Origin of the sequence: Jiangella anatolica, assembly GCF_003236295.1 — a bacterium.
In the GTDB taxonomy this organism is placed as follows: Bacteria; Actinomycetota; Actinomycetes; order Jiangellales; family Jiangellaceae; genus Jiangella; species Jiangella anatolica.
This window is the reverse complement of sequence record NZ_POTW01000015.1, coordinates 25,593-49,667: the sequence shown is the minus strand read 5'-3', so window position 1 is coordinate 49,667 and position 24,075 is coordinate 25,593. Positions and strand designations below refer to the sequence as shown.

Here is a 24,075-nt window from a genome sequence, read left to right as displayed (position 1 = left end):
GCTCGTGCAGATGGTGCTGGCGATCGCGCTGTTCGTCGCGCTGATGGGCCTGGTCCTGCTGGTCGCCGGCCGAGCCCGGCGGCGCGCCGACCTCTGGCAGTCGCTGGCGTTCATGGTGCCGGCGTTGCTGCTCCTGACGGTCGGGCTGATCTACCCGGCCATCCGCACGGGCTACCAGTCGTTCTTCGACCGCACGGCGGAGAACTTCGTCGGGCTGGACAACTACCAGTTCGTCTTCACCAACGACGCGATGATCACGGTGCTGCGGAACACCGCGATCTGGGTGTTCCTGACGCCGGTCCTGTCGACGTTCATCGGACTGGTGTACGCCGTGCTGGTCGACCGCAGCCGCGTCGAGGCGGCAGCCAAGGCGGTGATCTTCCTGCCGATGGCCATCTCGCTGGTCGGCGCGTCGATCATCTGGAAGTTCGTCTATGAGTTCCGGCCGGACCAGCAGGGCATCGAGCAGATCGGCCTGCTGAACCAGGTGCTCGTCTGGCTCGGCGCGGAGCCACGGCAGTTCCTCATCGGTGAGCCGTGGAACACGCTGTTCCTCATCGTCATCATGGTGTGGGTCCAGGCCGGCTTCGCCATGACGGTGCTGTCGGCGGCCATCAAGGCGATCCCGTCCGACATCACCGAAGCGGCCCAGCTCGACGGCCTCACCGGTGTGCGGATGTTCCGCTACATCACGGTGCCGAGCATCCGGCCCGCGCTCGTGGTGGTGCTGACGACCATCGCCATCGGCACGCTCAAGGTCTTCGACATCGTCCGCACCATGACCGGCGGCCAGTTCGGGACCAGCGTCATCTCGTACGAGTTCTACACGCAGGGCTTCCGGACTCTGAACACGGGCATCGCGTCCGCGCTGGCCGTCGTGCTGTTCGTGCTGGTGGTGCCGATCGTCGTCTACAACGTCCGGCAGATGCGAAAGGCGGAGTACCGATGAGCGCCGTCATCCCGACCCCCGCCGTCCAGGAGGAGCTGTCGCACCTCGAGCCGGCCACCATCTCCGGGCGCGCGAGGAAGCGGCTCACCTCGCGCTGGGCGTCGCTGGCGGCGCTGATCATCGCGGTGCTCTGGACCCTCCCGACCTTCGGCCTGCTGCTCACGTCGTTCCGGCCCGAGCAGTCGCTGAAGACCACCGGCTGGTGGACGTGGTTCACCAACCCGGAGTTGACCCTCCAGAACTACGACGAGGTGCTCTACGGCGCGACCGCGCTGTCGACCTACTTCATCAACTCGATCGTCATCACGATCCCGGCGGTGATCATCCCGGTGACGCTCGCGTGCCTGGCGGCGTACGCGTTCGCCTGGATGAATTTCCCCTACCGCGACACGATCTTCGTCGCGGTGTTCGCGCTGCAGATCGTGCCGCTGCAGATCGCGCTGATCCCGCTGCTGTCGCTCTACGTCGACGCCGGCATGCGGGGATCGTTCTGGCCGCTGTGGATCTCGCACACGATCTTCGCGCTGCCGCTGGCGATCTTCCTGCTGCACAACTTCTTCAAGGAGGTACCGGCCGAGCTGGTCGAGGCGGCCCGGGTCGACGGCGCCGGCCACGTCACGATCTTCCTGCGGATCATGCTGCCGCTGGTGACGCCCGCCATCGCCGCGTTCGGCATCTTCCAGTTCCTCTGGGTCTGGAACGACCTGCTGGTGGCGGTCACGATGGTCGGCGGCACCCGCGACGTGGCCCCGCTGACGGCTCGCATCGCCGAGCTGGCGGGTAGCCAGGGGACGGAGTGGCACCTGCTCACGGCCGGCGCGTTCATCTCGATGGTGATTCCGGTCATCGTGTTCCTGGCGCTGCAGCGGTACTTCGTGCGCGGATTGCTCGCAGGTAGCGTCAAGGGGTGACCGGAATCGTCGACGTCGCCGCCCGCGCCGGGGTCTCGGTGGCGACGGTCTCCCGGGCACTGCGCGGGCTGCCGGGGGTGTCCGCCGCCACCCGGCAGCTCGTGCAGGAGATCGCGTCCGAACTGGGCTACGTCGCGTCGCCCAGCGCGGCCGGGTTGCCGACCGGGCGCACGGGCGCCGTCGCCGTCGTGTCGCCGATCGCGCGCGGCTGGTACTTCACCGCCGTGCTCGAAGGGGCGCAGGAGGTGCTGACGGCGCACGGCTACGACGTGCTGCGCTACGACCTGTCCGAGGTCGAGACCAACCGGCGCAAGGTCTTCGACACCCAGCTGCTGCGCAAGCGGGCCGACGGCCTGCTGATCATGAGCCTGCCGCTGGACACCGACGAGGTCGCCGCGCTGCACGCCATGCACCGTCCGGTCATGGTGGTCGGCCCGATCGTCCCGGGCATCCCCACCGTCCGCGTCGACGACGTCGAGGTGGGCCGGCAGGCGACCCGGCACCTGGTCGAGCTCGGCCACCGTCGCATCGCGTTCGCCGGCGGAGACCCCGACGACCACCTCGGCTTCCCGGTCTCGCCGGACCGCCGCCTCGGCTATGTCGAGGTGCTGCGTGCGGCCGGGATCGAGCCGGACCCGCGGCTGACCGTCCCCGCCAAGTTCACCGTCGAGGCCGGCCTGGACGCCTACGCGGAGCTGGCCGCCCGCGACGTGCGGCCGACGGCGCTGTTCGCCGTCTCCGACGAGGTCGCCATGGGGTTCATCTACGCGGCCCGCCGGGCCGGCGTCCGGATCCCCGAGGACCTCTCCGTCGTCGGCGTCGACGACCACGACCTGTCCTGGCTGTTCGGCCTCAGCACCGTCGCCCAGGACGTCCGCGAGGAGGGCCGGCTCGCGGCGACGGCGCTGGTCGAGCGGCTGCGCTCCGGCGTCGACGCGCCGCCCTCCGTCACCACCGTCCCGACCCGGCTGATCGCCCGCGCCAGCACCGCGCCGCCGCGCTGAGTGCGGCAGCCGGGTCAGTGCTGCGGGCCGTGCGGCGCCGGGACGTCGGCCAGCGCGGCGTCCTCGTCATCGGTGTAGAGACGTGAGCGGATGAGGAACCGCACGCCCTCGGGCGCCTCGACGCTGAACCCGCTGCCTCGTCCCGGCACCACGTCCACCGTGAGGTGTGTGTGCCGCCAGTACTCGAACTGCGGGCCGGACATGTAGAACGGCGTGGCCGCCACCCAGCCGAGGAACACGTCGACGTCTCCGACGAGGAACTCCCCACGCGGGTAACACATCGGCGAGCTGCCGTCGCAGCACCCGCCGGACTGGTGGAACAGCAGCGGGCCGTGCTGCTCCACCAGTCGCGTCACGAGCGCGGCGGCCGCGTCGGTGATGGCCACGCGCTCGGGCATCAGAAGAATCCCTGCGCCTTCGGGCTGTAGCTGACCAGCAGGTTCTTCGTCTGCTGGTAGTGGTCGAGCATCATCCGGTGGTTCTCGCGGCCGATGCCGGACTGCTTGTAGCCGCCGAACGCCGCGTGCGCCGGGTAGGCGTGGTAGCAGTTCGTCCACACCCGGCCGGCCTTGATCTCGCGTCCGGCCCGGTAGGCGGTGTTCGCGTCGCGGCTCCACACCCCGGCGCCGAGGCCGTAGAGCGTGTCGTTGGCGATCGTCATCGCGTCGTCGTAGCCGTCGAAGCCGGTGACCGCGACGACCGGGCCGAAGATCTCCTCCTGGAAGATCCGCATCGAGTTGTCGCCCTCGAAGATGGTCGGCTGGACGTAGTAGCCGCCGGACAGCTCGCCGCCGAGGTCGGCCCGCTCGCCGCCGGTGAGCACTCGTGCGCCCTCGGCCTTGCCGATGTCCAGGTAGGACAGGATCTTCTCCAGCTGGTCGTTGCTGGCCTGGGCGCCGATCATCGTCTCGGTGTCCAGCGGATGGCCCTGCTTGATCTCCTTCGTCCTGATGACGGCCGCGTCCAGGAACTCGTCGTAGACGGACCGGTCGATCAGCGCCCGCGACGGACAGGTGCACACCTCGCCCTGGTTGAGGGCGAACATCGCGAACCCCTCCAGCGCCTTGTCGCGGAACTCGTCGTCGGCGGCCAGGACGTCGGCGAAGAAGATGTTCGGCGACTTGCCGCCCAGCTCCAGCGTCACCGGGATGAGGTTCTGCGACGCGTACTGCATGATCAGCCGGCCGGTGGTCGTCTCACCCGTGAAGGCCACCTTCGCGATCCGGGAGCTCGACGCCAGCGGCTTGCCCGCCTCGACGCCGAACCCGTTGACCACGTTCACGACGCCGTCGGGCAGCAGGTCGCCGATCAGCCGCATCAGCTCGAGGATGGACGCCGGCGTCTGCTCGGCCGGCTTGATCACGACGGCATTGCCGGCGGCCAGCGCCGGCGCCAGCTTCCACGTCGCCATCAGCAGCGGGAAGTTCCACGGGATGATCTGGCCGACCACGCCCAGCGGCTCGTGGAAGTGGTAGGCGACGGTGTCGTGGTCCAGCTCGCTGATGCCGCCCTCCTGCGCGCGGATCGCGCCGGCGAAGTAGCGGAAGTGGTCGATGGCCAGCGGCAGGTCGGCGGCCAGCGTCTCGCGGACCGGCTTGCCGTTGTCCCAGACCTCGGCCACGGCGAGGCTTTCGAGGTTCTGCTCGATCCGGTCCGCGATCTTGTTGAGGATGACGGCCCGCTCGGCCGGCGACGTGCGGCCCCAGGCCGGCGCCGCACCGTGCGCCGCGTCCAGCGCCAGCTCGACGTCCTCCGCCGTCGACCGCGGGATCTCGCAGAACGGCTGGCCGGTGACCGGGGTGGGATTCTCGAAGTACTGGCCCTTGACCGGCGGGACGAACTGCCCGCCGATCCAGTTGCCGTAGCGGGACTCGAACTGCGCGGGGCTGCCGGGCTGGCCCGGTGCGGCGTACACGCTCATGGCTGGTCTCCTTCGACTGCACGGGTGCGCGGTGCCGGAGACCGTAGACGGCGTGTGGTTGCCGCAACGTTGCCGCGACGGCTGGGTGATCCGGGCGCCTCAGCGCAGGCCGAGCTCGGCGTCGAGCAGCTCGATGCGGCTGGCGACGGGGGACCGGCGCGGGTCACCGGCCGGCAGGCGGTCGTGCGCCGCCGTCCACACGTCGAGGTCGTCGTCGGCGTGCCGGTGGGCGTAGTCGAGCAGGGTGGCCGCGTCAGCGTGGTCGAGCAGCACCCGGCGCAGCGCCGCGGCGGTCTCGGCCCGCAGCCGGGCGATCCGCGGCGCCTGTGAGGACGGCAGCACCGGACCCGCGTACCGGTCCAGCGCCGCACGGGCGTCGCCGCGGGTGAGCAGGGCGGTCAGCTCGGCGAGGTCGGTGCCGACCGGGACGCGCAGACGGTACGGCCGCGACTGCACCGCCGCGGCGCCGAGCAGGGTCCGCAGCCGGCTCAGCTCGGCCCGGACGGTGACCATGGACGGTTCCCGTTCGTACAGGTCGACCGCCAGCTGTTCGGCGCTCAGACCGTCCGGACGGAGGCTGAGCAGCAGCAGGACCTCGGCCAGCCGGGGCGAGATGGGCTGCGGCGCGCCGCCGCGCAGCAGCCGCCCGGACGTGCCGAGCACCTCCAGGCGGGGCTGGCCGGCCGGCGACGGCACGGCCCGGGACCGCGACGGCGCCAGCGGGCCGAGCGCCTGCAGCCGCAGCTCGGACTCGGCGGCCGCCGCGGCCGCGCGCACCAGCGTCAGCATGTGCGGCGAGGCCACGTGGTCGCCGCCGGTGACGTCGATGACGCCGAGGACGGCGCCGGTGCGCGGGTCGTGGATGGGCGCGGCCGAGCAGCTCCACGGCTGCACCGCCGCGGAGAAGTGCTCGGCGGCGAAGATCTGCACCGGCCCGCCGATGGCCAGCGCGGTACCGGGGGCGTTCGTGCCGGCCAGCTGCTCGCTCCACCGCGCCCCGGCCACGAAGTGCATCGCCTCGGCCCGCCGGCGCAGCAGCGGCTCGCCCTCGACCCACAGCAGCCGGCCCTCGTGGTCGGCCACCGCGACCAGCAGGTCGCTGTCGGCGGCGTCGGCCACCAGCAGGTTCCGGATCACCGGCATGACCGCGGCCAGCGGATGCGCGGTGCGGTAGCCGTCGAGGTCGGCGTCGGTCAGCTCGACCGGCGCCAGCCGGCTCCCGGCGGGATCGGCGCCGGACGACACCGACCGCTGCCACGAGTCGGCGACGACGGGGCGCAGATCGGGGGAGGCGCGGCCGGTGGCGACGAACGTCTCGTGGGCGTACCGCAGCCGGCGCGCGATCGTGGACAGGTCGGCGCCCTTCGACCAGGCCATCGCCGTCTTCGTCATCGAAGCTCCCTCTCCGCCATGTCGAGGGTAGAACGCCGTCGTGGTGTTGCGTAAGTAGTCCTGTCAGGGCGCCGCGGTCCCGTGATAGGTAAGAAACCGTGACAGACACCACGCCGGAGACCCCGGACCTCCCACCCACACCGTTCCACGACCTGGACGCCTATGTGGCACTGCCGCGCACCGGCGGGCTGACGCTGTCGCCCGACGGCGCCCGGCTGGTGACCGCGGTGTCGACGCTCGGCCCCGACAGCACGAAGTACGTCACCGCCCTCTGGGAGGTCGACCCGGCCGGCGAGCGCCCGGCCCGGCGGCTGACCCGCAGCGCGAAGGGCGAGAGCGGCGCCGCCTTCCTGCCCGACGGCTCTCTGCTGTTCGGCTCCGCACGCCCCGATCCCTCCGCCAAGGAGGACGACGAGGTCCCGCTGCTCTGGCTGCTTCCGGCCGACGGCGGCGAGGCCCGCGTCGTCGCGAAGCGGCCGGGTGGTGTCGGCGGCGTGGTGGTCGCGCGCGAGTCCGGGACCGTCGTGGTCGCCTCCAGCACGTTCCCGTCGTCGACCGACCTCGAGTCCGAGGAGAAGCGGCGCAAGGAGCGCAAGGAGAAGAAGGTCGCCGCGATCCTGCACGAGCGTTACCCGGTGCGGTACTGGGACCACGACCTCGGCCCCGACGCGCCGCGGCTGTTCGCCGGCGCGCTGCGCGACGGAGACTCGCCTCTCGACGACCCCGCGGTCGAGCTGCGCGACCTCACCCCCGACGCCGGCCGGTCGCTGGACTCCACCTCCTACGACGTCAGCGCCGACGGCTCGAGCGTCGTCGCGGTGTGGAACGTGCCCGAGCGCGGCGGGTTCCGCCAGTCGCTGGTGCTGATCGACGTCGCGACCGGCGAGCGGCGGCTGCTGGCCGACGACGCCGACCACGAGTTCGAGACGGCGAAGTTCTCGCCCGACGGCGCCAGCGTCGCTGCCATCAGGGGCCGGCGCTCCACGCCGACCGAGCCGGTCGACCAGGAGCTGGTCGTCATCACCGTCGCCGACGGCGCCATCCGGTCGCTCACCGCCGACTGGGACCGCTGGCCCGGCACGCCGGTGTGGGCGCCGGACGGCTCCGCGCTGTTCTTCGCCGCCGACGACGACGGCCGCGCACCGGTCTTCCGGATCGACCTCGCCAGCGGCGAGATCACCCGGCTCACCGCCGACGACTACGCCTACTCCGACCTCGTCGTCGCGCCCGACGGCCAGACCGTCTACGCGCTGCGCACGTCCTACCTCGAGCCGCCGCGGCCGGTCCGGCTGTCGGCGACCGCCGCCCGGCAGAGCTCGGAGCCGCTGCCGGCGCCCGCGCCCGTCCCCGAGCTGCCGGGCACGCTCGCCGAGCTGGACACGACCGCCGCCGACGGCGTGCGCGTGCGCGGCTGGCTCGCGCTGCCCGACGGCGCGTCGGCGACGAGCCCGGCGCCGCTGCTGCTGTGGATCCACGGCGGCCCGCTCGGGTCGTGGAACGCCTGGTCGTGGCGGTGGAACCCGTGGCTCGCGGTCGCACAGGGCTACGCGGTCCTGCTGCCGGACCCGGCGCTGTCCACCGGCTACGGCCTCGACTTCATCCGTCGCGGCTGGGGCGCGTGGGGCAAGGCGCCGTTCACCGACCTGATGGCCATCACCGACGCCGCCGTCGCCCGCGACGAGGTCGACGACACCCGCACCGCCGCGATGGGCGGCTCGTTCGGCGGCTACATGGCGAACTGGGTGGCCGGCAACACCGACCGCTTCGACGCGATCGTCACGCACGCCAGCCTGTGGGCGCTGGACCAGTTCGGCCCCACCACCGACGCCGCGTTCTACTGGGTCAAGGAGATGACGGCCGAGATGGCGGCGGCCAACTCGCCGCACAACCACGTCGACTCCATCACCACCCCCATGCTCGTCATCCACGGCGACCGCGACTACCGGGTGCCGATCGGCGAGGCGCTGCGGCTCTGGTTCGAGATCGCCACCCGGGCCCAGGGCGAGGACGGCGAGATGCCGCACAAGTTCCTCTACTTCCCGGACGAGAACCACTGGATCCTCACCCCGCAGCACGCGAAGGTCTGGTACCAGACGGTGTTCGCCTTCCTCGCGCACAACGTGCTCGGCAAGGACTGGGAGACGCCGGCGATCCTCACCTGACCGCCGGCGCCCCCCGTTCGTCAGCGCGCGCTCGCCCTGCCCACCTCGGGCGGGGCGAGCGGCGAGTGCGCCTCGGCGTAGCGCCACAGCGCGTCGCCGCCGTTGAAGAGGCTGCGGTCCTGGTCGCGGGCGCCGATCAGGGCCGTGAAGCCCGGCGTGGCGTTCTTGGCGAAGAAGTTGTTCGCCAGCGTCGCCACCCGGTAGTCGCCGCCCGGGCGCAGCGGCCGGCCGTCGACGCGGACGCTGCCCGGCACGACCCGCCGGCCCAGCGGCCGGTCGGTGTCGTAGGCGTAGGTGACGTTGCCCGACACCGCCATCGACCGGAACGTCACCGTCCCGTTCGGGCCGGCCTGCCACTGGCTCTCCAGCAGGTCCAGCACGTCCTGACCCGTCACCGTGCCGCGGACGATCCCGACGCCGATGCCGGAGTCGTAGACCACGCCGACGGCGAGCTCCGGGAACAGCACCCGGCCCGGCGCGTCGCCCAGCCGCGACGGCGTCGGCGCATACGTGACGTCGGCGCGCAGGATGCCGGGCATCGCCACCGCCAGGTCGGCCGCGCCGTCCTGGTTCGCCGCCCAGAGGAACGCGTCGGCGGCCAGGTTGTACGCGGGCGACTCAGCCGCGTCGCCCGGCGCACGGCGGATGTCGCCGGTGACCGTGGCGATCTCGGTGGCGTTGCGCTCGGCCAGCCGGGCCTGCCAGTAGTCCGCGATCCGCACCGCCTCCGGATCCGGCGCGACGTCCTGCGTGTTGGGGTGCAGGACCGACGTCGTGCGGTCACGGACGACGTCGCCGGTGGCCGGGTCCAGCCGCAGGCCGATCTCGCTGATCAGGTGGCCGTGGTTGCCGCCCTGGACGATCGGCCGCGGCACGCCGTCGGGGCCGGGCAGGAAGCAGTTGACCATGCCGTGCCAGTGCCCGGTGACGATCGCGTCCACCTCGGCGTCGATCTCGCGGTTGAAGTCGACGGCCGGGCCGAACGGCGCGACGCAGTCGTTGTAGCCGGTGCCCGCCTGCTGCGAGAACCCCTCGTGCAGTACGACGACGATCGCCTCGACGCCCTGGTCCCTCAGCGCCGACGTGGCCGCGTTGATCGCGGCGACCTCGGGCGCGTAGTCGTACCCGGTGGGCGTGTACGACATCTGCTCGCTCGACGTCAGCGAGGTCGTGGCGTGCACGAACCCGACCGGCAGCGTGCCACCGGCGCCGTCGTCCACGTACTCGACGTGCGACGGCTCCAGCGCGGGCTCGTCCGTCGCGCGGTCGATGACGTTCGCCGAGTAGTACTCGTACTCGGCGCCGTCGAACACCTGGCCGGTCGAGTCGGTGAAGCAGAGGTCGTCGTCCGGGCGGCCTTCGCAGGTGCCGTTGCGCATGTGGTCGAGGAACGCGAAGCCGCGGTCCATCTCGTGGTTGCCGACGGTGGAGAACTCCAGCCCGATCGCGTCGAGGTACTCGACGGTCGGCTCGTTCCAGAAGAACTCGGTCTCGTCCGGCCAGCCGGAGAAGTCGTCGCCGGCGGAGAACAGGATCGAGTTCGGCTGCCCGGCGGCGAGCTGCTTCAGGTGCGTCGCCAGGTACGCGCCGCCGCCGACGGTCTGCGCGGGGTCGCCGGCGTGCGCGCCGCGGATCGACGCGGTGTAGGCGCCGAAGTAGCCGTGCAGGTCGGTGATCGACAGCAGCTGGACGGGGACGGTGCCGGCCGGCTCAGTCGCCTGCTCGGTCGCCGGCTCGGCGGTGGCGGCCGGCGCAGCCAGTCCGGTCAGGACGAGGGCGGCGGCCGCGGCGAGGGTGTGGTGACGGCGCATCATCGGCTCCCGGTCCGCTCGAGCTCGAGGTGGTCGAGGTTGAAGTTCTGGTAGGCGTTCGCGTCGATCCGGACGGTGAACTCGTGCGTGCCGCGGCCCAGCAGGACCTCGCCGACGGGCTGGGTCATGAAGCTGTTGTGGCCGGTCGTCGTCCTGACGTCGACCGGGCCGAGGCTCGCCCCGTCGTCGAACTCGACGGTGAGCCGGCCGGCCGGACGGTAGGGCGACGACACCCGCGCGGTGACGGCGTACCGGCCCGGCACCCGGACGTCGACGGAGTAGCGCGTCCACTCGCCGCCGCGGATCCAGCAGACGACGATCGCGCCGCCGTTGTCGCAGACGTCGACGCCCTCGTACTCGCGGGCCGCCCCGCCACGGTTCTCGACGTCCTGGTCCGCGTAGCCGACGCCGACGCCGTCGATCGAGTAGTCCTCGGCCTGGACCCGCAGGACGTCGCGGGGGAGGACCGGCCAGTCCTGGCCGGTCCTGCGCGCGGCCAGCCACTCGACCAGCGCGTCCTGGTCGTCGGTCTGGATCATCGACGCGCCGTGCCGCTCGACCACCGGCTCCCAGCCCTCGGCCGGGTCGACCAGCGACCGCTCGTCGGTGTAGCCGGCGGCCAGGCCGTACCACATGGTGTTGATCCACACCCGGGCGTCCTCGCGGATGCCTGCGACCGTGGCCGGCTGGATCTGCGGGTCGGTCAGCCGGTCGAAGACCAGCTCGTAGGCCTGCGGCCGGCCGGCGTCGTCGGAGAACGCGCCGATCGACGCCGCGTTCCCGTCGCCGACCACGTGCGTATAGAGGATCTCCGCGTCGCGGGCGAGGAACGCCTCGACCTCGGCGACCGGGGCGCTGCTCTTGAAGATCGCGTTGCGCAGCGTGCCGGTCTCGACCAGCAGGTCGTACTCCTGGCCGCGGAACGGCCAGCCCTTGTCCAGGTTCACCATGGCCCGGTCCTTCACGACCGCGAGCGCCTCCTCCAGCGTCGGCACCTGGTGGTCGGTGACGGCGGCCTGGGCGCCGCCCAGGTGCTCCTTCAGCCGCAGCGCCTTGATCTGGGCGAGCGTGAGCGACGAGACCGCGCCGGTGCCGTTCGTCGTGCGGTCGACGGTGGTGTCGTGCATGAGCACGAGATGTCCGTCGGCGGTCCGCTGCACGTCGATCTCGACGACGTGGGCGCCGCGCTCGATCGCCTGCTCGACGGCGGCGATCGAGTTCTCCGGCGCGCCGCGCCAGTAGCCGCGGTGCGCGATCACCATCACGCCGGCGTCCGGCCCATGGTCGAGGTACATCTCGTGGATCGCGTCGATGCCTTCGACAGGGGCGGCGCCGGCGACGGCCGGTGCGGCCGGCGGTGTGCCGGGTGCTGGCGGCGGGGCCTGGTCGTCCGCGCGGACGAAGCCGGCCACCGTCAGCGCGACCGCGGCGGTCGTGACCGCCGTGGTCCTCCAGGTGCTGGGCATGGGTGCTCCTGATGGGTGGGGGATCATCCACTCTCGGGACGCAAGGTGTGCGGCAAGGAGCCGTCCGGTGACGCCCGCCCGACGCTCCTGTGAAGTCGGGCGCGCAGAATGGGCCCATGGCATCGACTGGACGGGCCCGGGTCCGCGCCCCCGAGCTGGTCGGCCGCGGCGGCTGGCGATGACAGCAGTGCCCACCGGGGCGACCCCATAGCGCACGAAGGGGACCGGTTCCCACCGATCCCCGTTCGCTCCCTGGCGGCCCGACGTCAGCCGGCCCTGTCCAAGGTCACATCCGAATCAAGAACGCCACCACGAACAACGGCCAGAGATCCCGAAGGACCTGACCAATAACCTTGGTGTGACTGCGGAACCTCTCCAAGCGCTCCAGCGTCGTACGTCCTTGCCTGTGCGTGTGGCTTCGGCTACCTCCTGAGTGCTGAGGCCACCGGAGAGCCGCTCCCACAGCCCGCCCGGTAGCCCATTTCTGGACTACGCCGGGCGGATTCCCGATGTAGTTAGCCGACCAGAATGACAGTCGGACACACGAACGGTCAACGGGTAGCCTTGGAAGCGGTCGGAGGAGGCGCTCCCACGCCGGCGATCCCGGCTAGGCCCCGGCGCGCGCTGTGTGGCTCCGCGCCGGGGCTCTTGAAGTCCAGCGCAACAACGACGCTCTGCGGGCTACCGGGGGGCGGGCGCCCGGCCGGGTGTCAGGGACACTTGAACTGTGACAGGACGAGCGCGAGTCCGCGCACCAGAGTTGGTGGGCCGCGGAGGATGGATCAACACCGGCGGCGAGGACCTCAGCCTCGCAGACCTTCGAGGTCGATTTACCGTCATCGACTTCTGGACGTTCTGCTGCATCAACTGCCTGCACGTCCTCGACGAGCTGCGGCCATTGGAGGAGCGGTACGGCGACGTGCTCACGGTGGTCGGGGTGCACTCGCCGAAGTTCGAGCACGAGGCGGAGCACGATGCGGTCGTCGCGGCGGTGGAGCGGTACGGCGTGCACCATCCGGTGCTCGACGACCCGGAGCTGACGACGTGGCAGCAGTACGCCGTGCGGGCCTGGCCGACGCTGACGCTGGTCGACCCGGAGGGGTACATCGCGGCGCAGTTCTCCGGTGAGGGGCACGCGCACGCGCTCGCCGCGATCCTCGACGAGCTGATCCCGGTGCACGAGGCGAAGGGCACGCTGCGCCGCGGCAACGGCCCGTACGTCCCGCCCGAGCCGGAGCCGACCACGCTGCGCTTCCCCGGCCAGGCGATCGCGCTGCCCGGCGGCACGTTCCTGGTCAGCGACACCGGCAACCACAGCCTGGTCGAGCTGGCCGACGACCTGGAGACGGTGGTCCGGCGCATCGGCACCGGCGAGCGTGGCCTGGTCGACGGCGGCCCCGGTGAGGCCCGCTTCAACGAGCCGCAGGGACTCGCGCTGCTGCCGCCGGAGTTCCACCCGTGGACGGACTACGAGGTCGTCGTCGCCGACACCGTCAACCATGTGCTGCGCGGCGTGCGGCTGGCCGACGGCCAGGTGACGACCATCGCCGGCACCGGCCGTCCGTGGATGCAGGGCGACCCCAACGGCGAGGACGTCGGCGGCGACCCGCGCGCGATCCCGATGTCGTCGCCGTGGGACGTCGTCTGGTCGCCCGCCGATCTCACCGTCGTCGTCGCGATGGCCGGCATCCACCAGCTCTGGGCGTTCGACCCGAAGGAGCCCTCCATCGAGGTGTTCGGCGGCACCACGAACGAGGGGCTGGTCGACGGCAAGCTGCGCGAGGCCTGGTTCGCGCAGACGTCGGGGCTGACGGTGACGGCGGACCGCACGCTGTGGCTGGCCGACTCCGAGACGTCGGCGCTGCGGGCGGTCCGCGACGGCGCCGTCGAGACCGCCGTCGGCACCGGGCTGTTCGACTTCGGCTTCCGCGACGGCCCGGCCGGCCAGGCGCTGCTGCAGCACCCGCTTGGCGTGACGGCGCTCCCGGACGGCTCGGTCGCCGTCAGCGACACCTACAACGACGCCGTCCGCCGCTACGACCCCGCGACCGGCGAGCTGACCACGCTGGCCACCGGCCTGCGCGAGCCCAGCGGCGCGGTCGTCGACGGCGAGCACCTGGTGGTGGTCGAGTCCGCCGCGCACCGGCTCACCCGGATCCCCCTGGGAGCGGCCGCGACGGCGTCCGGCTCGGCGCACCGGACCCAGCGGCCCGCGCTCGACGTCGCGCCCGGCGACGTCGAGCTGGTCGTCGTGTTCGAGCCGCCGCCGGGGCAGAAGCTGGACGAGCGGTACGGCCCGGCCACCCGGCTGACGGTGTCGTCGACGCCGGCGCCGCTGCTCACCGCCGGCGAGGGCCGCGACACCGCGCTCACCCGCCGGCTGACCATCGCGGCGGGCGATGACGGGGTGCTGCACGTCGCCGCCATGGCCGCGTCCTGCGACGACGGCGGCGAGAACGCCGCGTGCCACATCCACCAGCAGGACTGGGGCATCCCGATCCGGGTCGTCGCCGGCGGCACGAGTCGCATCGAGCTGGTGCTGTCCGGCTGACCTGCCGAAACTCAACCTGCTTCCCAACGCCTGACGCCGTGGCTAGAATTTTGGTCATGCGACCAAGAAATGGGGCGACCGACCAGAAGGACCGGTCCTTCATCGAGGCCGCACGCCGCGACCAGATCGTCAAGGCGGCCATCGAGACGCTGGCCGACCTCGGCTATTCGAAGACGTCGTTCGCCCGCATCGCCGAGCGCGCAGGCATCAGCGCCGGCCTGATCTCGTACCACTTCGACCACAAGGCCGAGCTGTTCCAGCAGGTCGTCGCGGACATCAACGCGCTGACCGACGCCTGGCTCACCGAGCGCATCGGCGACGCCGACAGCTACCGCGAGGCGCTGCGCCGGCTGATCGAGGGCTTCGTGCTGTTCTGCGACACGCACCGCTCGCAGGTCCTCGCCCTCGGCCAGGTGCTGGCCGGCGCCGGTGGGCAGGAGAACGGCGAGCTGGTCCGGTCCCAGCGCGAGCAGTCGGTCGGCCAGTTGGAGCAGATGCTGCGCGAGGGCCAGGAGCACGGCGAGTTCCGCGACTTCTCGCCGCGGTTCATGGCGGCCACGCTGCTCGGCAGCCTCGAGGCCATCCCGCGCGAGCTGTACTCCCGCCCCGGCGCCGACGTCGCCGCCTACGCGAAGGAGCTGTCCATGACCTACGACCTGGCCGTGCGCCGATCCCGGCTGAGCCGGATCACCCGTGTCTGACCAGACGATCGCGTTGCGGCCGCCCGAGCACCGGGTCGAACGCCGCGCCATCGGGCTGTGGACGTTGCAGTCGGTCATCGGCTTCGGCATCCTGGCCGGCCTGCTCACCGCCGCCTACCTGATCTTCGACGGCGCCCGGTCCTGGCTCGGCCCGATCCTGCTCGTCGTCGCGATCTGGGGTGTCGTCGTCACCGCGGTCATGCCGGTGTGGCGCTACGCGGTGCACCGGTGGGAGGTCACCGAGGACGCCGTCTACACCGTCAGCGGCTGGATCGTCCGCGAGTGGCGGGTGGCGCCGATCTCGCGCATCCAGACCGTCGACACCACCCGCGGCCCGCTGGAGCAGACGCTGAGGCTGGCCACGCTGGAGGTGACGACGGCCTCCTCGCGCGGCCCGATCAAGGTGGCCGGCATCGACGCGACGGTCGCCGCGCGGGTGGCCGCGGAGCTGGCGAAGATCACCCAGCGGACCCCCGGCGACGCGACATGAGCACGGAGCCGATCCGGCCGGCGACGGACGTGCCGGATCAGCCGGAGCAGCCGGCGGCGGACGAGCCGGCGCCGGAGTCCGACCTCCCGTGGCAGCGGCTGGACACCCGCGTCGTCTGGGTCGACACCGCGAAGACCGTGCTGTCGATGGTCCCGGCCAGCGTCGCGATCGCGTTCTTCGGCGCCGAGATCAACTGGAACACGATGGGCCCGATCCTGTTCGCCACCGCGTTCGGCGTGCTCGGCGGGCTGGCCGACCTGCTGCGCTGGGTGAAGACGCGCTACCGCATCACCGAGACGCACGTCGAGCGGCGCACCGGGCTGCTGGTCCGCCAGCACCGGTCGATCCGGCGCGACCGCATCCGCAGCGTCGACACGTCGGCGCGGTTCCGGCACAAGCTGGCGGGCCTGCGCGTCGTCACCGTCGGCGCCGGCCAGCACAGCGCGGCCGGCGAGGCGGCGCTGACCCTCGACGCCGTCCGGGCCGAGACCGCGCAGCGGCTGCGGCAGGAGCTGCTCTACGGCGGCCCGGTCGAGCGCGACGACCCGGCCGCGGCGGAGCCGGCCGCCGGCGCGACGCCGGCGCACGAGGAGCAGGTGTTCGCCCGGCTGGACCGGTCCTGGGTTCTCTACAACATGTTCAGCTTCTGGGCGTTCCTGATGGCGGCCGGCCTGCTCTGGGGCACCTACTGGGCGCTGAACATGTTCGGCATCGATCTGCGCGGCTTCGTCGAGGGGCTGGCCGACTGGGACGCCATCGGCACCGGCTGGACGATCGCGATCGCGGTGGCGACGGTGGGCGTCATCGGCGTCGTCGGGCTGGCGATCAACTTCTTCACCGAGAACTGGCGGTTCGTGCTCGCCCGGGTTCCCGGCGACCGCGGGACCGTCCTGCGCACCACCCAGGGCCTGTTCAAGACGCGCGAGGTCAACCGCGACGACAACCGCCTGCGTGGCGCCCAGATCGACGAGCCGCTGCTCTGGCGCTGGATGGGCATGGCCGACACCAGCGTCATCTCGACCGGCCTGAGCATCTGGAGCATGACGCCGTCGGCGCAGATCCTGCCGCGCGGTCCGGTGTCCGTCGCCCGCCGGGTCGTCGGCGAGGTGCTGGAGACCGACCCGAGCCCGCTGGACCGCCCGCTGCGCCGGCATCCGCGCCGGGCGCTGCGCCGCCGGATCGGCTGGGCGCTCATCAGCACCGCCGCCGTCACCGGCCTGCTCGTCTGGCTGACCACGCTGATCGACGCGATGCACGACCGTCTGTGGCTGGCCGGGCTGGGCCTGCTGCCGGTCACGCTGGCGCTGGCGGTGGTGGCCTATCGGTCGCTCGGGCACACCGTCGCCGACGGCTACCTGGTCACCCGGTCCGGCGCGTGGACCCGCAGCACGGTCGCGCTGCAGGGCCGGGCCGTCGTCGGCGTCATGTTCCGGCAGTCGCTGCTGCAGCGCCGGCTGGGCCTGGCCACCGTCACGGTCACGACGGCGGCCGGGCACGGCGGCTACCAGGCGATCGACGTCGCGTCCGCCGCGGCGGTCGACCTGGCCGACAGCACGGTGCCCGGCCTGCTCACCGAGTTCCGCGCGACCGCGGCCGACGACGACGCGAGCGAGCCGGTCGAGGCTCAGGCCCTGCCGTAGACGTGGTCCACCGGCAGCCGCAGCAGCACGCGCTCGTCACGGACCATCGCGGCGCGGAAGTCGTCCCAGTCCGGGTGCTCGCCGCGGGCGTCGCGGTAGTGCTCGACCAGCGCCTCGACGGCGTCGTCGTGCGGGTCGCGGGCCACCGGTCCGAGCTCCGCGACGCCCTCCGCCGCCACCCAGGTGCCGCCGTCCGGCCCGGTCACCTGAAGCGTCGCCCGGGGATCGCGGCGCAGGTTGCGGGTCTTCGCCAGCGGGTCGCGGACGGAGACGCGGATCAGGTCGGAGCCGAGGTCGTAGACGTAGGTGACCACGGACAGCTGCGGCCGGCCGTCACGCTTGATCGTCGCCAGCACACCCAGACGTTGCGCCGCGAGCAGCTTGCGGAGGGGATCGTCGCTCATGTCCGCGATCAACGCGGCGGCCGAGGGGTCGCATTCCTGGTGACGAGCGTCTCCGTCGTGGATTGGGCGGGCGGGGCACGGAACCGGTAGACTATGGACAAGCCAAGGCCTCGTGATCGATGCGAGGCCTGATTCGTGCCCGAATTCTGTGACGGTGGAAACGTCGAGGGAAAGTCGGGTACCCCGCGCCCCTCGAAGGCCTACCGTTCATCCGCCCGCTTGCGGATGTGCTGGGGTGCGCGCCCCGCGCTCTACCGATTCGGAGCACAGTGAATTCGTACGACCCTGCCGCCAACTCGGCCGGCACAGACTCCCGTTCCTTCCGCCAGCGGCCCGAGCGCCGTGGCGGCCCTCGTCGTGAGGGCGGCGGCTACCGTCGCGAGGGTGGGTTCCGTCGCGACGGCGACACCGCCGGCCACGAGGGTGGTCGTTCCTACGGCCGCCGGCCGTTCCGCGGCGACCGCCGTCAGGGCGCCCGCCCGAACGACCGCCGTCCCTTCGACCCCGCCCGCCGGGCCGCCATCGAGGCGTTCGACCCGGCCGGCTCGGCGTTCTCCGGCATGGGCGTGCCGGACGGCGTCGTGAAGATCCTCGGCGTCGACGGCATCGTCGAGCCGACCCCCGTCCAGGCGGCCGTCATCCCCGACGCGATCGCCGGCCACGACGTGCTCGGCCGCGCCAAGACCGGCTCCGGCAAGACGCTGGCGTTCGGCCTGCCCATCCTCACCCGCCTCGAGGGCAAGCGCAGCGAGCCGAACCGCCCGCGTGCGCTCATCATCGTGCCGACCCGCGAGCTGGCCGGCCAGGTCACCACCGCGCTCGAGCCGCTGGCCGAGGCGCTGCGGCTGCGCATGGTCACCGTCTACGGCGGTGCGCCGTACGACCGGCAGATCCGCCGGCTCGACCGCGGCGCGGATGTCGTCGTCGCCACCCCGGGCCGGCTCAGCGACCTCATCGAGAAGGGCGTCTGCAAGCTCGACGACGTCGAGGTCGTCACGCTCGACGAGGCCGACCACCTGTGCGACCTCGGCTTCTTCCCGGTCGTCGACGAGCTGCTCGCCGCGACTCCCGAGGGCGGCCAGCGGATGCTGCTCTCGGCCACGCTCGACGGCGACGTCGACAAGCTGGTCCGCCGGCACCTCAACAGCCCGGCCAAGCACGAGATCGACCCCGACGCCGGCTCCGTCACCACGATGGACCACCACGTGCTCGTCGTCGGCCCGTACAACAAGCTCGAGATCATGACGGAGCTGATGCGGGCCAACCCGCGCAGCATCGTCTTCACCCGTACCAAGGACGGCGCCACGCGCCTGGCCGAGGACCTCGAGGGCGCCGGCGTCGCGGCCGTCGACCTGCACGGCGACCTGTCGCAGCGGGTCCGCGAGCGCAACCTCGACCGGTTCCGCTCCGGCCGGGCGAAGGTGGTCGTCGCCACCGACGTCGCGGCGCGCGGCATCCACGTCGACGGCGTCGGCATGGTCGTGCACTTCGACCCGGCCGGCGAGCCGAAGTCGTATCTGCACCGGTCCGGCCGCACGGCCCGCGCCGGCGCCACGGGCGCCGTCGTCACCGTCGCGACGCCGCGGCAGGTGCGCGGTCTGGGCGAGCTGTTCCGCCGGGCCGGCGTCACCGCCAAGAACGTCGACGCCCGCTCGGTCGACGGCCCGATCACGCCGACGTCGCTGGCCGACGCACCGGCGATGGTGCAGGAGCGGGAGCGGGAGCGGCCGCGCTCGTCCGGCAACGGCGGCCGGCCGAACCGCTCCGGCCGTCCGTACAAGGGCGGCGGCGCCGGCCGCGGCCGCCCGTCGGGCTACCGCCGCCGCGACTGACAGACGCCTCCGCACGACGCGCCGTCGCCGACCCGCTCCGGGTTCGCGGCGGCGCGTCGCCGTCCGGGGCGGGGGCGGGGAGCTACGGGGACTCGGCCCGCGCCAACCGGGTGGCGGCGACGTGCTCGCGGGCCAGCCGGCCGGCCGTCACGCCGTCGCGCCGCCGGACCGCGTCGACCAGGGCCTCGTGCTGCCGCCGCGAGACGTCCTGGCGCCGCGCCGGCACCGTGGCGAAGTAGAACCGGGCCCGCATGCTCAGTGTGCGGACGAACCCGGCCAGCAGGTCGTTCTGCGAGCAGCCGGCCAGCGCGCTGTGGAACTCCGCGTTGATCCTGGCCAGCTCGACCGGGTCGGTGCAGCGCCGCTGCCGGGCCAGCACGTCGTCGAGGATGGCCAGCTGCTCGCCGGTGCGCCGCTCCGCCGCGAGCGTCGCGGCCTGTGCCTCCAGCAGGGCACGGCTCTCGAACAGGTCGGCCAGCTCCTGCTCGCTGCGGCCGCGGACGAACGCGCCATGGTGCGGCCGGAACTCGATCCAGCCGTCGACGCCGAGGGCGCGCAGCGCCTCACGGACCGGGACGTGGCTGATGCCGAGCTGCTTGGCCAGCCCGTCGGCGTTGAGGTGTGCCCCGGGCGGCAGCACGCCCTGCAGGATGGCCTCTTCCAGCAGATCGCGGACATGCGGAGCGGTGCGGCCGGCGGGTTGCCGGCGACGCAGCGGCGCGAGGCCGGTGATGCCGGAGGACACAGCGAGATCCTATCCGCTCGGCGTCGGCCACAGCAGGTCGCAACAACACTAAATATGCAGGTCAGAGGCGGTTCCTGCGGCTTTACCAGCGGGCAACACAGCGGAAACGCGGTGGTGACCCGCCGTGGACCCGGGCGAGTGGTTGACCGCCCCCGGACGCGGTTCTAGGGTATCCGTATGGTGATGGGTTCGATTCCGGATCGTGGAATATGAGCTGGGCTGCCGAGCTGACGGAGGTCTTGGGTCGCGAGAACGTCATCACCGATCCGGCCCGGTTGCGCACCTATGAGTGCGATGGGCTGACTGGTTACCGCGTGGTGCCGGCGATGGTGGTGTTGCCGCGGTCGGCCGCCGAGGTGGCCGCCGCTGTGGGTGTGTGTGCTCGGCATGGTGTCCCGTTCGTCGCCCGTGGCGCTGGGACGGGGTTGTCCGGCGGCGCGTTGCCGGTCGCCGACGGCATCGTGATCTCGCTGCAGCGGCTGCGCCGCATCGTCGAGGTGGACCCGGTGAACCTGCGGGCGGTGGTGGAGCCGGGTGTGACGAACCTCGACATCAGCAAGGCGGCGGCGCCGTACGGGCTGTACTACGCGCCGGATCCGTCGAGTCAGCAGGTCTGCACGATCGGCGGGAACGTGGCGGAGAACTCCGGTGGCGCGCACTGCCTGAAGTACGGGTTCACCGTCAACCATGTGCTGGCCGCCGAGGTCGTGCTGGCCGACGGGACGGTCACGACGTTGGGTGGGGACTCGCCGCAGCTGCCGGGGTACGACCTGCTGGGTGCGTTCATCGGGTCGGAGGGCACGCTCGGGATCGTCACCCAGGTCACCGTGCGGCTGCTGGCTAAGCCGGCCGCCGTCCGCACGATGGTGGCCGACTTCGCGACGGTGGCCGGTGCCGGCGACGCGGTGACGGGCATCGTGGCGGCGGGCATCGTGCCGGCGGCGATCGAGATGCTGGACAACCTCGCGATCCAGGCGGTGGCCGCGTCGACGCAGAGCGTCTACACGCTCGACACCGTGGCCGCGCTGGTGGTCGAGCTGGACGGCCCGCCCGACGATGTGGCCGAGCAGTTCGAGCAGGTGCAGGAGATCTGCCGCGCGCACGGCTGCACGAAGGTCCTGGTCGCCGAGGACGCCGAGCAGCGGGCGTTGATCTGGACCGGCCGCAAGGCGGCGTTCGCCGCGGTCGGGCGGATCAGCCCGGACTACTTCGTCCAGGACGGGGTGGTGCCGCGTGGGCGGCTGGCCGAGGTGCTCGGCCGGATCGCCGCGATGGCCGACGAGGCCGGGGTCCGGGTCGCGAACGTGTTCCACGCCGGTGACGGCAATCTGCATCCGCTGGTCCTCTACAGCGAGGCCGCCGGTGAGCACGACCGGGCCGAGCGGCTGTCCACCGAGATCGCAGAGTTGTGCGTCGAGCTGGGCGGGTCGCTGTCGGGCGAGCACGGCATCGGTGCGGACAAGGCGTGTTCGATGCCGCGGATGTTCGGCGAGGACGACCTGGCGACGATGCTGCGGCTGCGCTCGGCGTTCGACCCCGGCGGGCTGTGCAACCCGGGCAAGGTGTTCCCGACGCCGCGGCTGTGCGGCGAGCGGCCCGGGCGGTACCGGCCGCACCCGCTGGAGGAGGCCGGGGTGATCGAGCGGCTATGAGCACCGTGACGACGTACCGGCCGACGACGCTGCGGGCGCTGCGCGACGCTCTGGCCGACGGCGCGGGCGGGCGGCTGGTCATCGCCGGCACCGGGACCGCGGCGGACTGGGGTGGTGCGCCGGAGTACGACGGCGTCCTGGACACGACCGGGATGAGCGGCCTGATCAGCTACAACCCGACCGACATGACGGTGGCCGTGCAGGCCGGCATGCCGTTGGCGACCCTGCAGGAGACGCTGGCCGAGCACGGCCAGTGGGTGGCGCTCGACCCGGCCCGCGCGGCCGCCGGCGCCACCGTCGGCGGGCTGATCGCGACGGGCGACGCCGGGCCGGTGCGGCACACGTTCGGCACGCTGCGCGACTGCGTCATCGGCGTGACGGTGGTGCTGGCCGACGCGACGGTGGCCCGCTCCGGCGGCCACGTGATCAAGAACGTCGCCGGGTACGACCTGGCGAAGCTGTTCCACGGCTCACTGGGCACGCTCGGGGTGCTGGCCGAGGTGATCCTGCGGGTGCACCCGCGCGCCGCGGCGACGGCGACGCTGGCGGTGCGGTGCGACGCGGCGACGGCGTTCGACCTCGGCGCCCGGCTGATCCACGGCTCGCTGGAGCCGGTCGCCGTCGAGTGGTGCGACGGGACGCTGCTGGCCCGGTTCGACGGCACGCCCGGCGGCGTCGAGGACCGCCTGCGCCGGGCCCGCGAGTTGGCGGGTTCCGACGCGACCGACACGGCCGACGCGGCGGCCGATGCCTGGGCCGTGGTCGGCGCGCTCGTGCGCGGCGCGGACGGCGACACCGTCGTGCGGATCGGCACGGCGCCGGACCGGCTCCCGGCGCTGGCCGCGCTGGTGGACCGCGCGGCCGCCGAGCACGCCGTCGACGCCGCGATGACCAGCAGCCCGTTCGCCGGCGCCCACACCGTCCGGCTGCGCGGCGGCGCCGCGGCCGCGCACGCCGCCGTCGTCACCGCGCTGCGCACCGCCCACCCGGCGACCACCGTCTGCCGCTGGACGGACGGCCTGCGCGCCGAGCTGCCCGCCTGGGGCGAGCCGCCGCCCGCCGTCGCCGTCCTGCGCGCCGTCAAACACGCCTTCGACCCCGACGACCGCCTCGGCTCCGGGAGGTTCGCCCCGTGGTTCTGACCAACGGCTCCTTCGACGCGCATCGGCCGCCGCGGCGCGAGCTGCTCGACGACTGCGTGCATTGCGGGTTCTGCCTGCCCAGCTGCCCGACGTACGCCGTCGGCGGCGAGGAGATGGACTCCCCGCGCGGCCGGATCTACCTGATGGACCTGGCCGAGCGCGGCGAGATCCCGCTGGACCGGACGATGGCGGGGCACATCGACTCCTGCCTGGGCTGCCTGGCCTGCGTGACGGCGTGCCCGTCGGGCGTCCAGTACGACCTGCTGCTGGAGGCGACCCGGCCGCAGCTGGAGCGGCACGTCCCGCGCACCCGGCGCGACCGGCTGGTGCGCCGGGCGGTCTTCGCCGTCTTTCCGTACCCGGCCCGGATGCGGGTGGCCGCGCTGTTCGGCGTGCTGTACCGGCGGCTCGGGCTGCGGGCGCTCACGCACCGGCTCGGCATCGTCGACCGGCTGCCGGCCGAGCTGCGCGCCGCCGAGGGCCTGCTGCCGCCGGTGAAAGTGCGGTCGCTGTTCCGCCGGCTGCCGGCGCGAGTGGCGGCGGTGGGTGAGCGGCGGCTACGGGTCGCGCTGCTCGAAGGCTGTGCGCAGCGGGTGCTGTTCGGCGACGTCAACGCCGCGACGGCACGGGTGCTGGCGGCCGAGGGCTGCGAGGTCGTCGTCCCGGAGGGGCAGCGCTGCTGCGGCGCGCTGAACCTGCACGCCGGCCTGGAGGACGACGCGGCCGCCCGGGCCCGCCGGCTCATCGACACGTTCGAGAAGGCCGAGGCCGACGTCGTCGTCGCCAACGTGGCCGGCTGCGGCTCGTCGATGAAGGAGTACGACCGGCTGCTGGCCGACGACCCCGCCTACGCCGAGCGGGCGGCGCGCTTCGCCGCGTCCGTCCGCGACGTCACCGAACTGCTGGCCGAGCTGGAACCGCGGGCACCCCGGCACCCGATACAGGCCAAGGTCGCCTACCACGACGCCTGCCACCTGGCGAACGCGCAGCGGATCCGCCGGCAGCCGCGTGACCTGCTGCGCGCCGTCCCCGGCATCGAGCTGACCGACATCGCCGAGGCGGAGCTGTGCTGCGGGTCGGCCGGAATCTACAACCTCGTCCAGCCCGTCGCGGCAGAGGAGCTGGGCCGGCGCAAGGCGGCGAACATCGAGGCCGCCGCGCCGGACGTCATCGCGACCGCCAATGCCGGCTGCCTGCTGCAGGTGCGCCGGTTCCTCGGCCGCGACATCCCGCTGGTCCACCCGATCGAGATCCTGGACGCGTCGATCCGCGGCGTGCCGCTGGAGCGGGCCCGGCGATGAC

General features: G+C 72.7%; 19 protein-coding genes. 12 read left to right on the top strand and 7 right to left on the bottom strand.

Annotated elements, in window-relative coordinates; genetic code table 11:
- The first annotated feature begins 10 nt into the window (after positions 1-10).
- From C1I92_RS08515 to C1I92_RS08505, 3 genes are read left to right on the top strand one after another with little or no spacing between them, the layout of a single operon-like run.
- Positions 11-949, top strand: coding sequence for a carbohydrate ABC transporter permease (locus C1I92_RS08515; protein WP_111254284.1), 939 nt, complete (start codon positions 11-13; stop codon positions 947-949).
- Positions 946-1,860 carry a carbohydrate ABC transporter permease gene (locus tag C1I92_RS08510; protein WP_111254235.1) on the top strand — a complete coding sequence of 305 codons (915 nt, stop codon included), beginning with the start codon at positions 946-948 and terminating at the stop codon, positions 1,858-1,860. The genes C1I92_RS08515 and C1I92_RS08510 overlap by 4 nt, the downstream gene beginning before the upstream one ends.
- Positions 1,857-2,864, top strand: a complete 1,008-nt coding sequence (locus tag C1I92_RS08505) for a LacI family DNA-binding transcriptional regulator (protein WP_111254234.1) — start codon at positions 1,857-1,859, stop codon at positions 2,862-2,864. Before C1I92_RS08510 ends, C1I92_RS08505 begins: the two co-directional genes overlap by 4 nt.
- 14 nt (positions 2,865-2,878) lie before the next feature.
- On the opposite strand, the gene C1I92_RS08500 is transcribed toward C1I92_RS08505, so the two are convergent.
- From C1I92_RS08500 to C1I92_RS08490, 3 genes are all read right to left on the bottom strand, one after another.
- Positions 2,879-3,262 carry a DUF779 domain-containing protein gene (locus C1I92_RS08500; protein ID WP_111254233.1) on the bottom strand — a complete coding sequence of 128 codons (384 nt, stop codon included), beginning with the start codon at positions 3,260-3,262 and terminating at the stop codon, positions 2,879-2,881.
- On the bottom strand, positions 3,262-4,785 hold the full coding sequence (adh, locus tag C1I92_RS08495; RefSeq protein WP_111254232.1) for an aldehyde dehydrogenase: 1,524 nt from the start codon (positions 4,783-4,785) through the stop codon (positions 3,262-3,264). The genes C1I92_RS08500 and adh overlap by 1 nt, the downstream gene beginning before the upstream one ends.
- A gap of 99 nt (positions 4,786-4,884) precedes the next feature.
- Positions 4,885-6,177, bottom strand: coding sequence for a GAF domain-containing protein (locus C1I92_RS08490; RefSeq protein WP_111254231.1), 1,293 nt, complete (start codon positions 6,175-6,177; stop codon positions 4,885-4,887).
- A 98-nt stretch (positions 6,178-6,275) separates the two neighbouring features.
- Here C1I92_RS08490 and C1I92_RS08485 point away from each other — a divergent pair, with 98 nt between their 5' ends.
- Positions 6,276-8,339, top strand: coding sequence for a S9 family peptidase (locus tag C1I92_RS08485; protein ID WP_111254230.1), 2,064 nt, complete (start codon positions 6,276-6,278; stop codon positions 8,337-8,339).
- A gap of 20 nt (positions 8,340-8,359) precedes the next feature.
- Here the strand turns inward: C1I92_RS08485 and C1I92_RS08480 are convergent, their stop codons facing one another.
- The gene (locus tag C1I92_RS08480; protein ID WP_199521071.1) at positions 8,360-10,150 is read right to left on the bottom strand and encodes a bifunctional metallophosphatase/5'-nucleotidase; all 1,791 of its coding nucleotides are present in this window, start codon (positions 10,148-10,150) and stop codon (positions 8,360-8,362) included.
- On the bottom strand, positions 10,150-11,616 hold the full coding sequence (locus C1I92_RS08475) for a glycerophosphodiester phosphodiesterase family protein (protein WP_199521070.1): 1,467 nt from the start codon (positions 11,614-11,616) through the stop codon (positions 10,150-10,152). Before C1I92_RS08475 ends, C1I92_RS08480 begins: the two co-directional genes overlap by 1 nt.
- A 727-nt stretch (positions 11,617-12,343) precedes the next feature.
- Between C1I92_RS08475 and C1I92_RS08470 the strand changes: the two genes are divergently transcribed.
- From C1I92_RS08470 to C1I92_RS08455, 4 genes are read left to right on the top strand one after another with little or no spacing between them, the layout of a single operon-like run.
- Positions 12,344-14,167 (top strand): NHL domain-containing thioredoxin family protein, encoded by a 1,824-nt coding sequence (locus C1I92_RS08470; protein ID WP_111254227.1) that lies wholly within the window; start codon positions 12,344-12,346, stop codon positions 14,165-14,167.
- A gap of 56 nt (positions 14,168-14,223) precedes the next feature.
- Positions 14,224-14,868 (top strand): TetR/AcrR family transcriptional regulator, encoded by a 645-nt coding sequence (locus C1I92_RS08465; protein WP_111254226.1) that lies wholly within the window; start codon positions 14,224-14,226, stop codon positions 14,866-14,868.
- The gene (locus C1I92_RS08460; RefSeq protein WP_111254225.1) at positions 14,861-15,358 is read left to right on the top strand and encodes a PH domain-containing protein; all 498 of its coding nucleotides are present in this window, start codon (positions 14,861-14,863) and stop codon (positions 15,356-15,358) included. Before C1I92_RS08465 ends, C1I92_RS08460 begins: the two co-directional genes overlap by 8 nt.
- Positions 15,355-16,998, top strand: coding sequence for a PH domain-containing protein (locus C1I92_RS08455; RefSeq protein WP_111254224.1), 1,644 nt, complete (start codon positions 15,355-15,357; stop codon positions 16,996-16,998). The genes C1I92_RS08460 and C1I92_RS08455 overlap by 4 nt, the downstream gene beginning before the upstream one ends.
- Here the strand turns inward: C1I92_RS08455 and C1I92_RS08450 are convergent.
- Positions 16,983-17,402: a PPOX class F420-dependent oxidoreductase gene (locus C1I92_RS08450; protein ID WP_111254223.1), complete on the bottom strand. Its 420-nt coding sequence runs from the start codon at positions 17,400-17,402 to the stop codon at positions 16,983-16,985. The two genes, C1I92_RS08455 and C1I92_RS08450, sit on opposite strands and share 16 nt — an antisense overlap.
- 269 nt (positions 17,403-17,671) lie before the next feature.
- On the opposite strand from C1I92_RS08450, the gene C1I92_RS08445 reads away from it, so the two are divergent.
- A complete protein-coding gene (locus C1I92_RS08445; protein ID WP_111254222.1) occupies positions 17,672-19,234 on the top strand; it encodes a DEAD/DEAH box helicase in 1,563 nt (520 codons plus the stop codon).
- 82 nt (positions 19,235-19,316) lie between these two features.
- On the opposite strand, the gene C1I92_RS08440 is transcribed toward C1I92_RS08445, so the two are convergent.
- Positions 19,317-19,979, bottom strand: coding sequence for a GntR family transcriptional regulator (locus tag C1I92_RS08440; protein WP_111254221.1), 663 nt, complete (start codon positions 19,977-19,979; stop codon positions 19,317-19,319).
- Positions 19,980-20,188: 209 nt separating this feature from the next.
- On the opposite strand from C1I92_RS08440, the gene C1I92_RS08435 reads away from it, so the two are divergent.
- From C1I92_RS08435 to C1I92_RS08425, 3 genes are read left to right on the top strand one after another with little or no spacing between them, the layout of a single operon-like run.
- A complete protein-coding gene (locus tag C1I92_RS08435; protein ID WP_111254220.1) occupies positions 20,189-21,631 on the top strand; it encodes an FAD-linked oxidase C-terminal domain-containing protein in 1,443 nt (480 codons plus the stop codon).
- A complete protein-coding gene (locus C1I92_RS08430; RefSeq protein WP_111254219.1) occupies positions 21,628-22,773 on the top strand; it encodes an FAD-binding oxidoreductase in 1,146 nt (381 codons plus the stop codon). Before C1I92_RS08435 ends, C1I92_RS08430 begins: the two co-directional genes overlap by 4 nt.
- Positions 22,770-24,074: a (Fe-S)-binding protein gene (locus C1I92_RS08425; protein ID WP_111254283.1), complete on the top strand. Its 1,305-nt coding sequence runs from the start codon at positions 22,770-22,772 to the stop codon at positions 24,072-24,074. The genes C1I92_RS08430 and C1I92_RS08425 overlap by 4 nt, the downstream gene beginning before the upstream one ends.
- Position 24,075: the final 1 nt, after the last annotated feature.

Bases quoted from the DNA above. Each gene is read 5' to 3' on its own strand.
- C1I92_RS08515 (WP_111254284.1), top strand. From the start codon at position 11: ATGGTGCTGGCGATCGCGCTGTTCGTCGCGCTGATGGGCCTGGTCCTG.
- C1I92_RS08510 (WP_111254235.1), top strand. From the start codon at position 946: ATGAGCGCCGTCATCCCGACCCCCGCCGTCCAGGAGGAGCTGTCGCAC.
- C1I92_RS08500 (WP_111254233.1), bottom strand. From the start codon at position 3,262: ATGCCCGAGCGCGTGGCCATCACCGACGCGGCCGCCGCGCTCGTGACG.
- adh (WP_111254232.1), bottom strand. From the start codon at position 4,785: ATGAGCGTGTACGCCGCACCGGGCCAGCCCGGCAGCCCCGCGCAGTTC.
- C1I92_RS08490 (WP_111254231.1), bottom strand. From the start codon at position 6,177: ATGACGAAGACGGCGATGGCCTGGTCGAAGGGCGCCGACCTGTCCACG.
- C1I92_RS08480 (WP_199521071.1), bottom strand. From the start codon at position 10,150: ATGCGCCGTCACCACACCCTCGCCGCGGCCGCCGCCCTCGTCCTGACC.
- C1I92_RS08475 (WP_199521070.1), bottom strand. From the start codon at position 11,616: ATGCCCAGCACCTGGAGGACCACGGCGGTCACGACCGCCGCGGTCGCG.
- C1I92_RS08465 (WP_111254226.1), top strand. From the start codon at position 14,224: ATGCGACCAAGAAATGGGGCGACCGACCAGAAGGACCGGTCCTTCATC.
- C1I92_RS08455 (WP_111254224.1), top strand. From the start codon at position 15,355: ATGAGCACGGAGCCGATCCGGCCGGCGACGGACGTGCCGGATCAGCCG.
- C1I92_RS08450 (WP_111254223.1), bottom strand. From the start codon at position 17,402: ATGAGCGACGATCCCCTCCGCAAGCTGCTCGCGGCGCAACGTCTGGGT.
- C1I92_RS08435 (WP_111254220.1), top strand. From the start codon at position 20,189: ATGAGCTGGGCTGCCGAGCTGACGGAGGTCTTGGGTCGCGAGAACGTC.
- C1I92_RS08430 (WP_111254219.1), top strand. From the start codon at position 21,628: ATGAGCACCGTGACGACGTACCGGCCGACGACGCTGCGGGCGCTGCGC.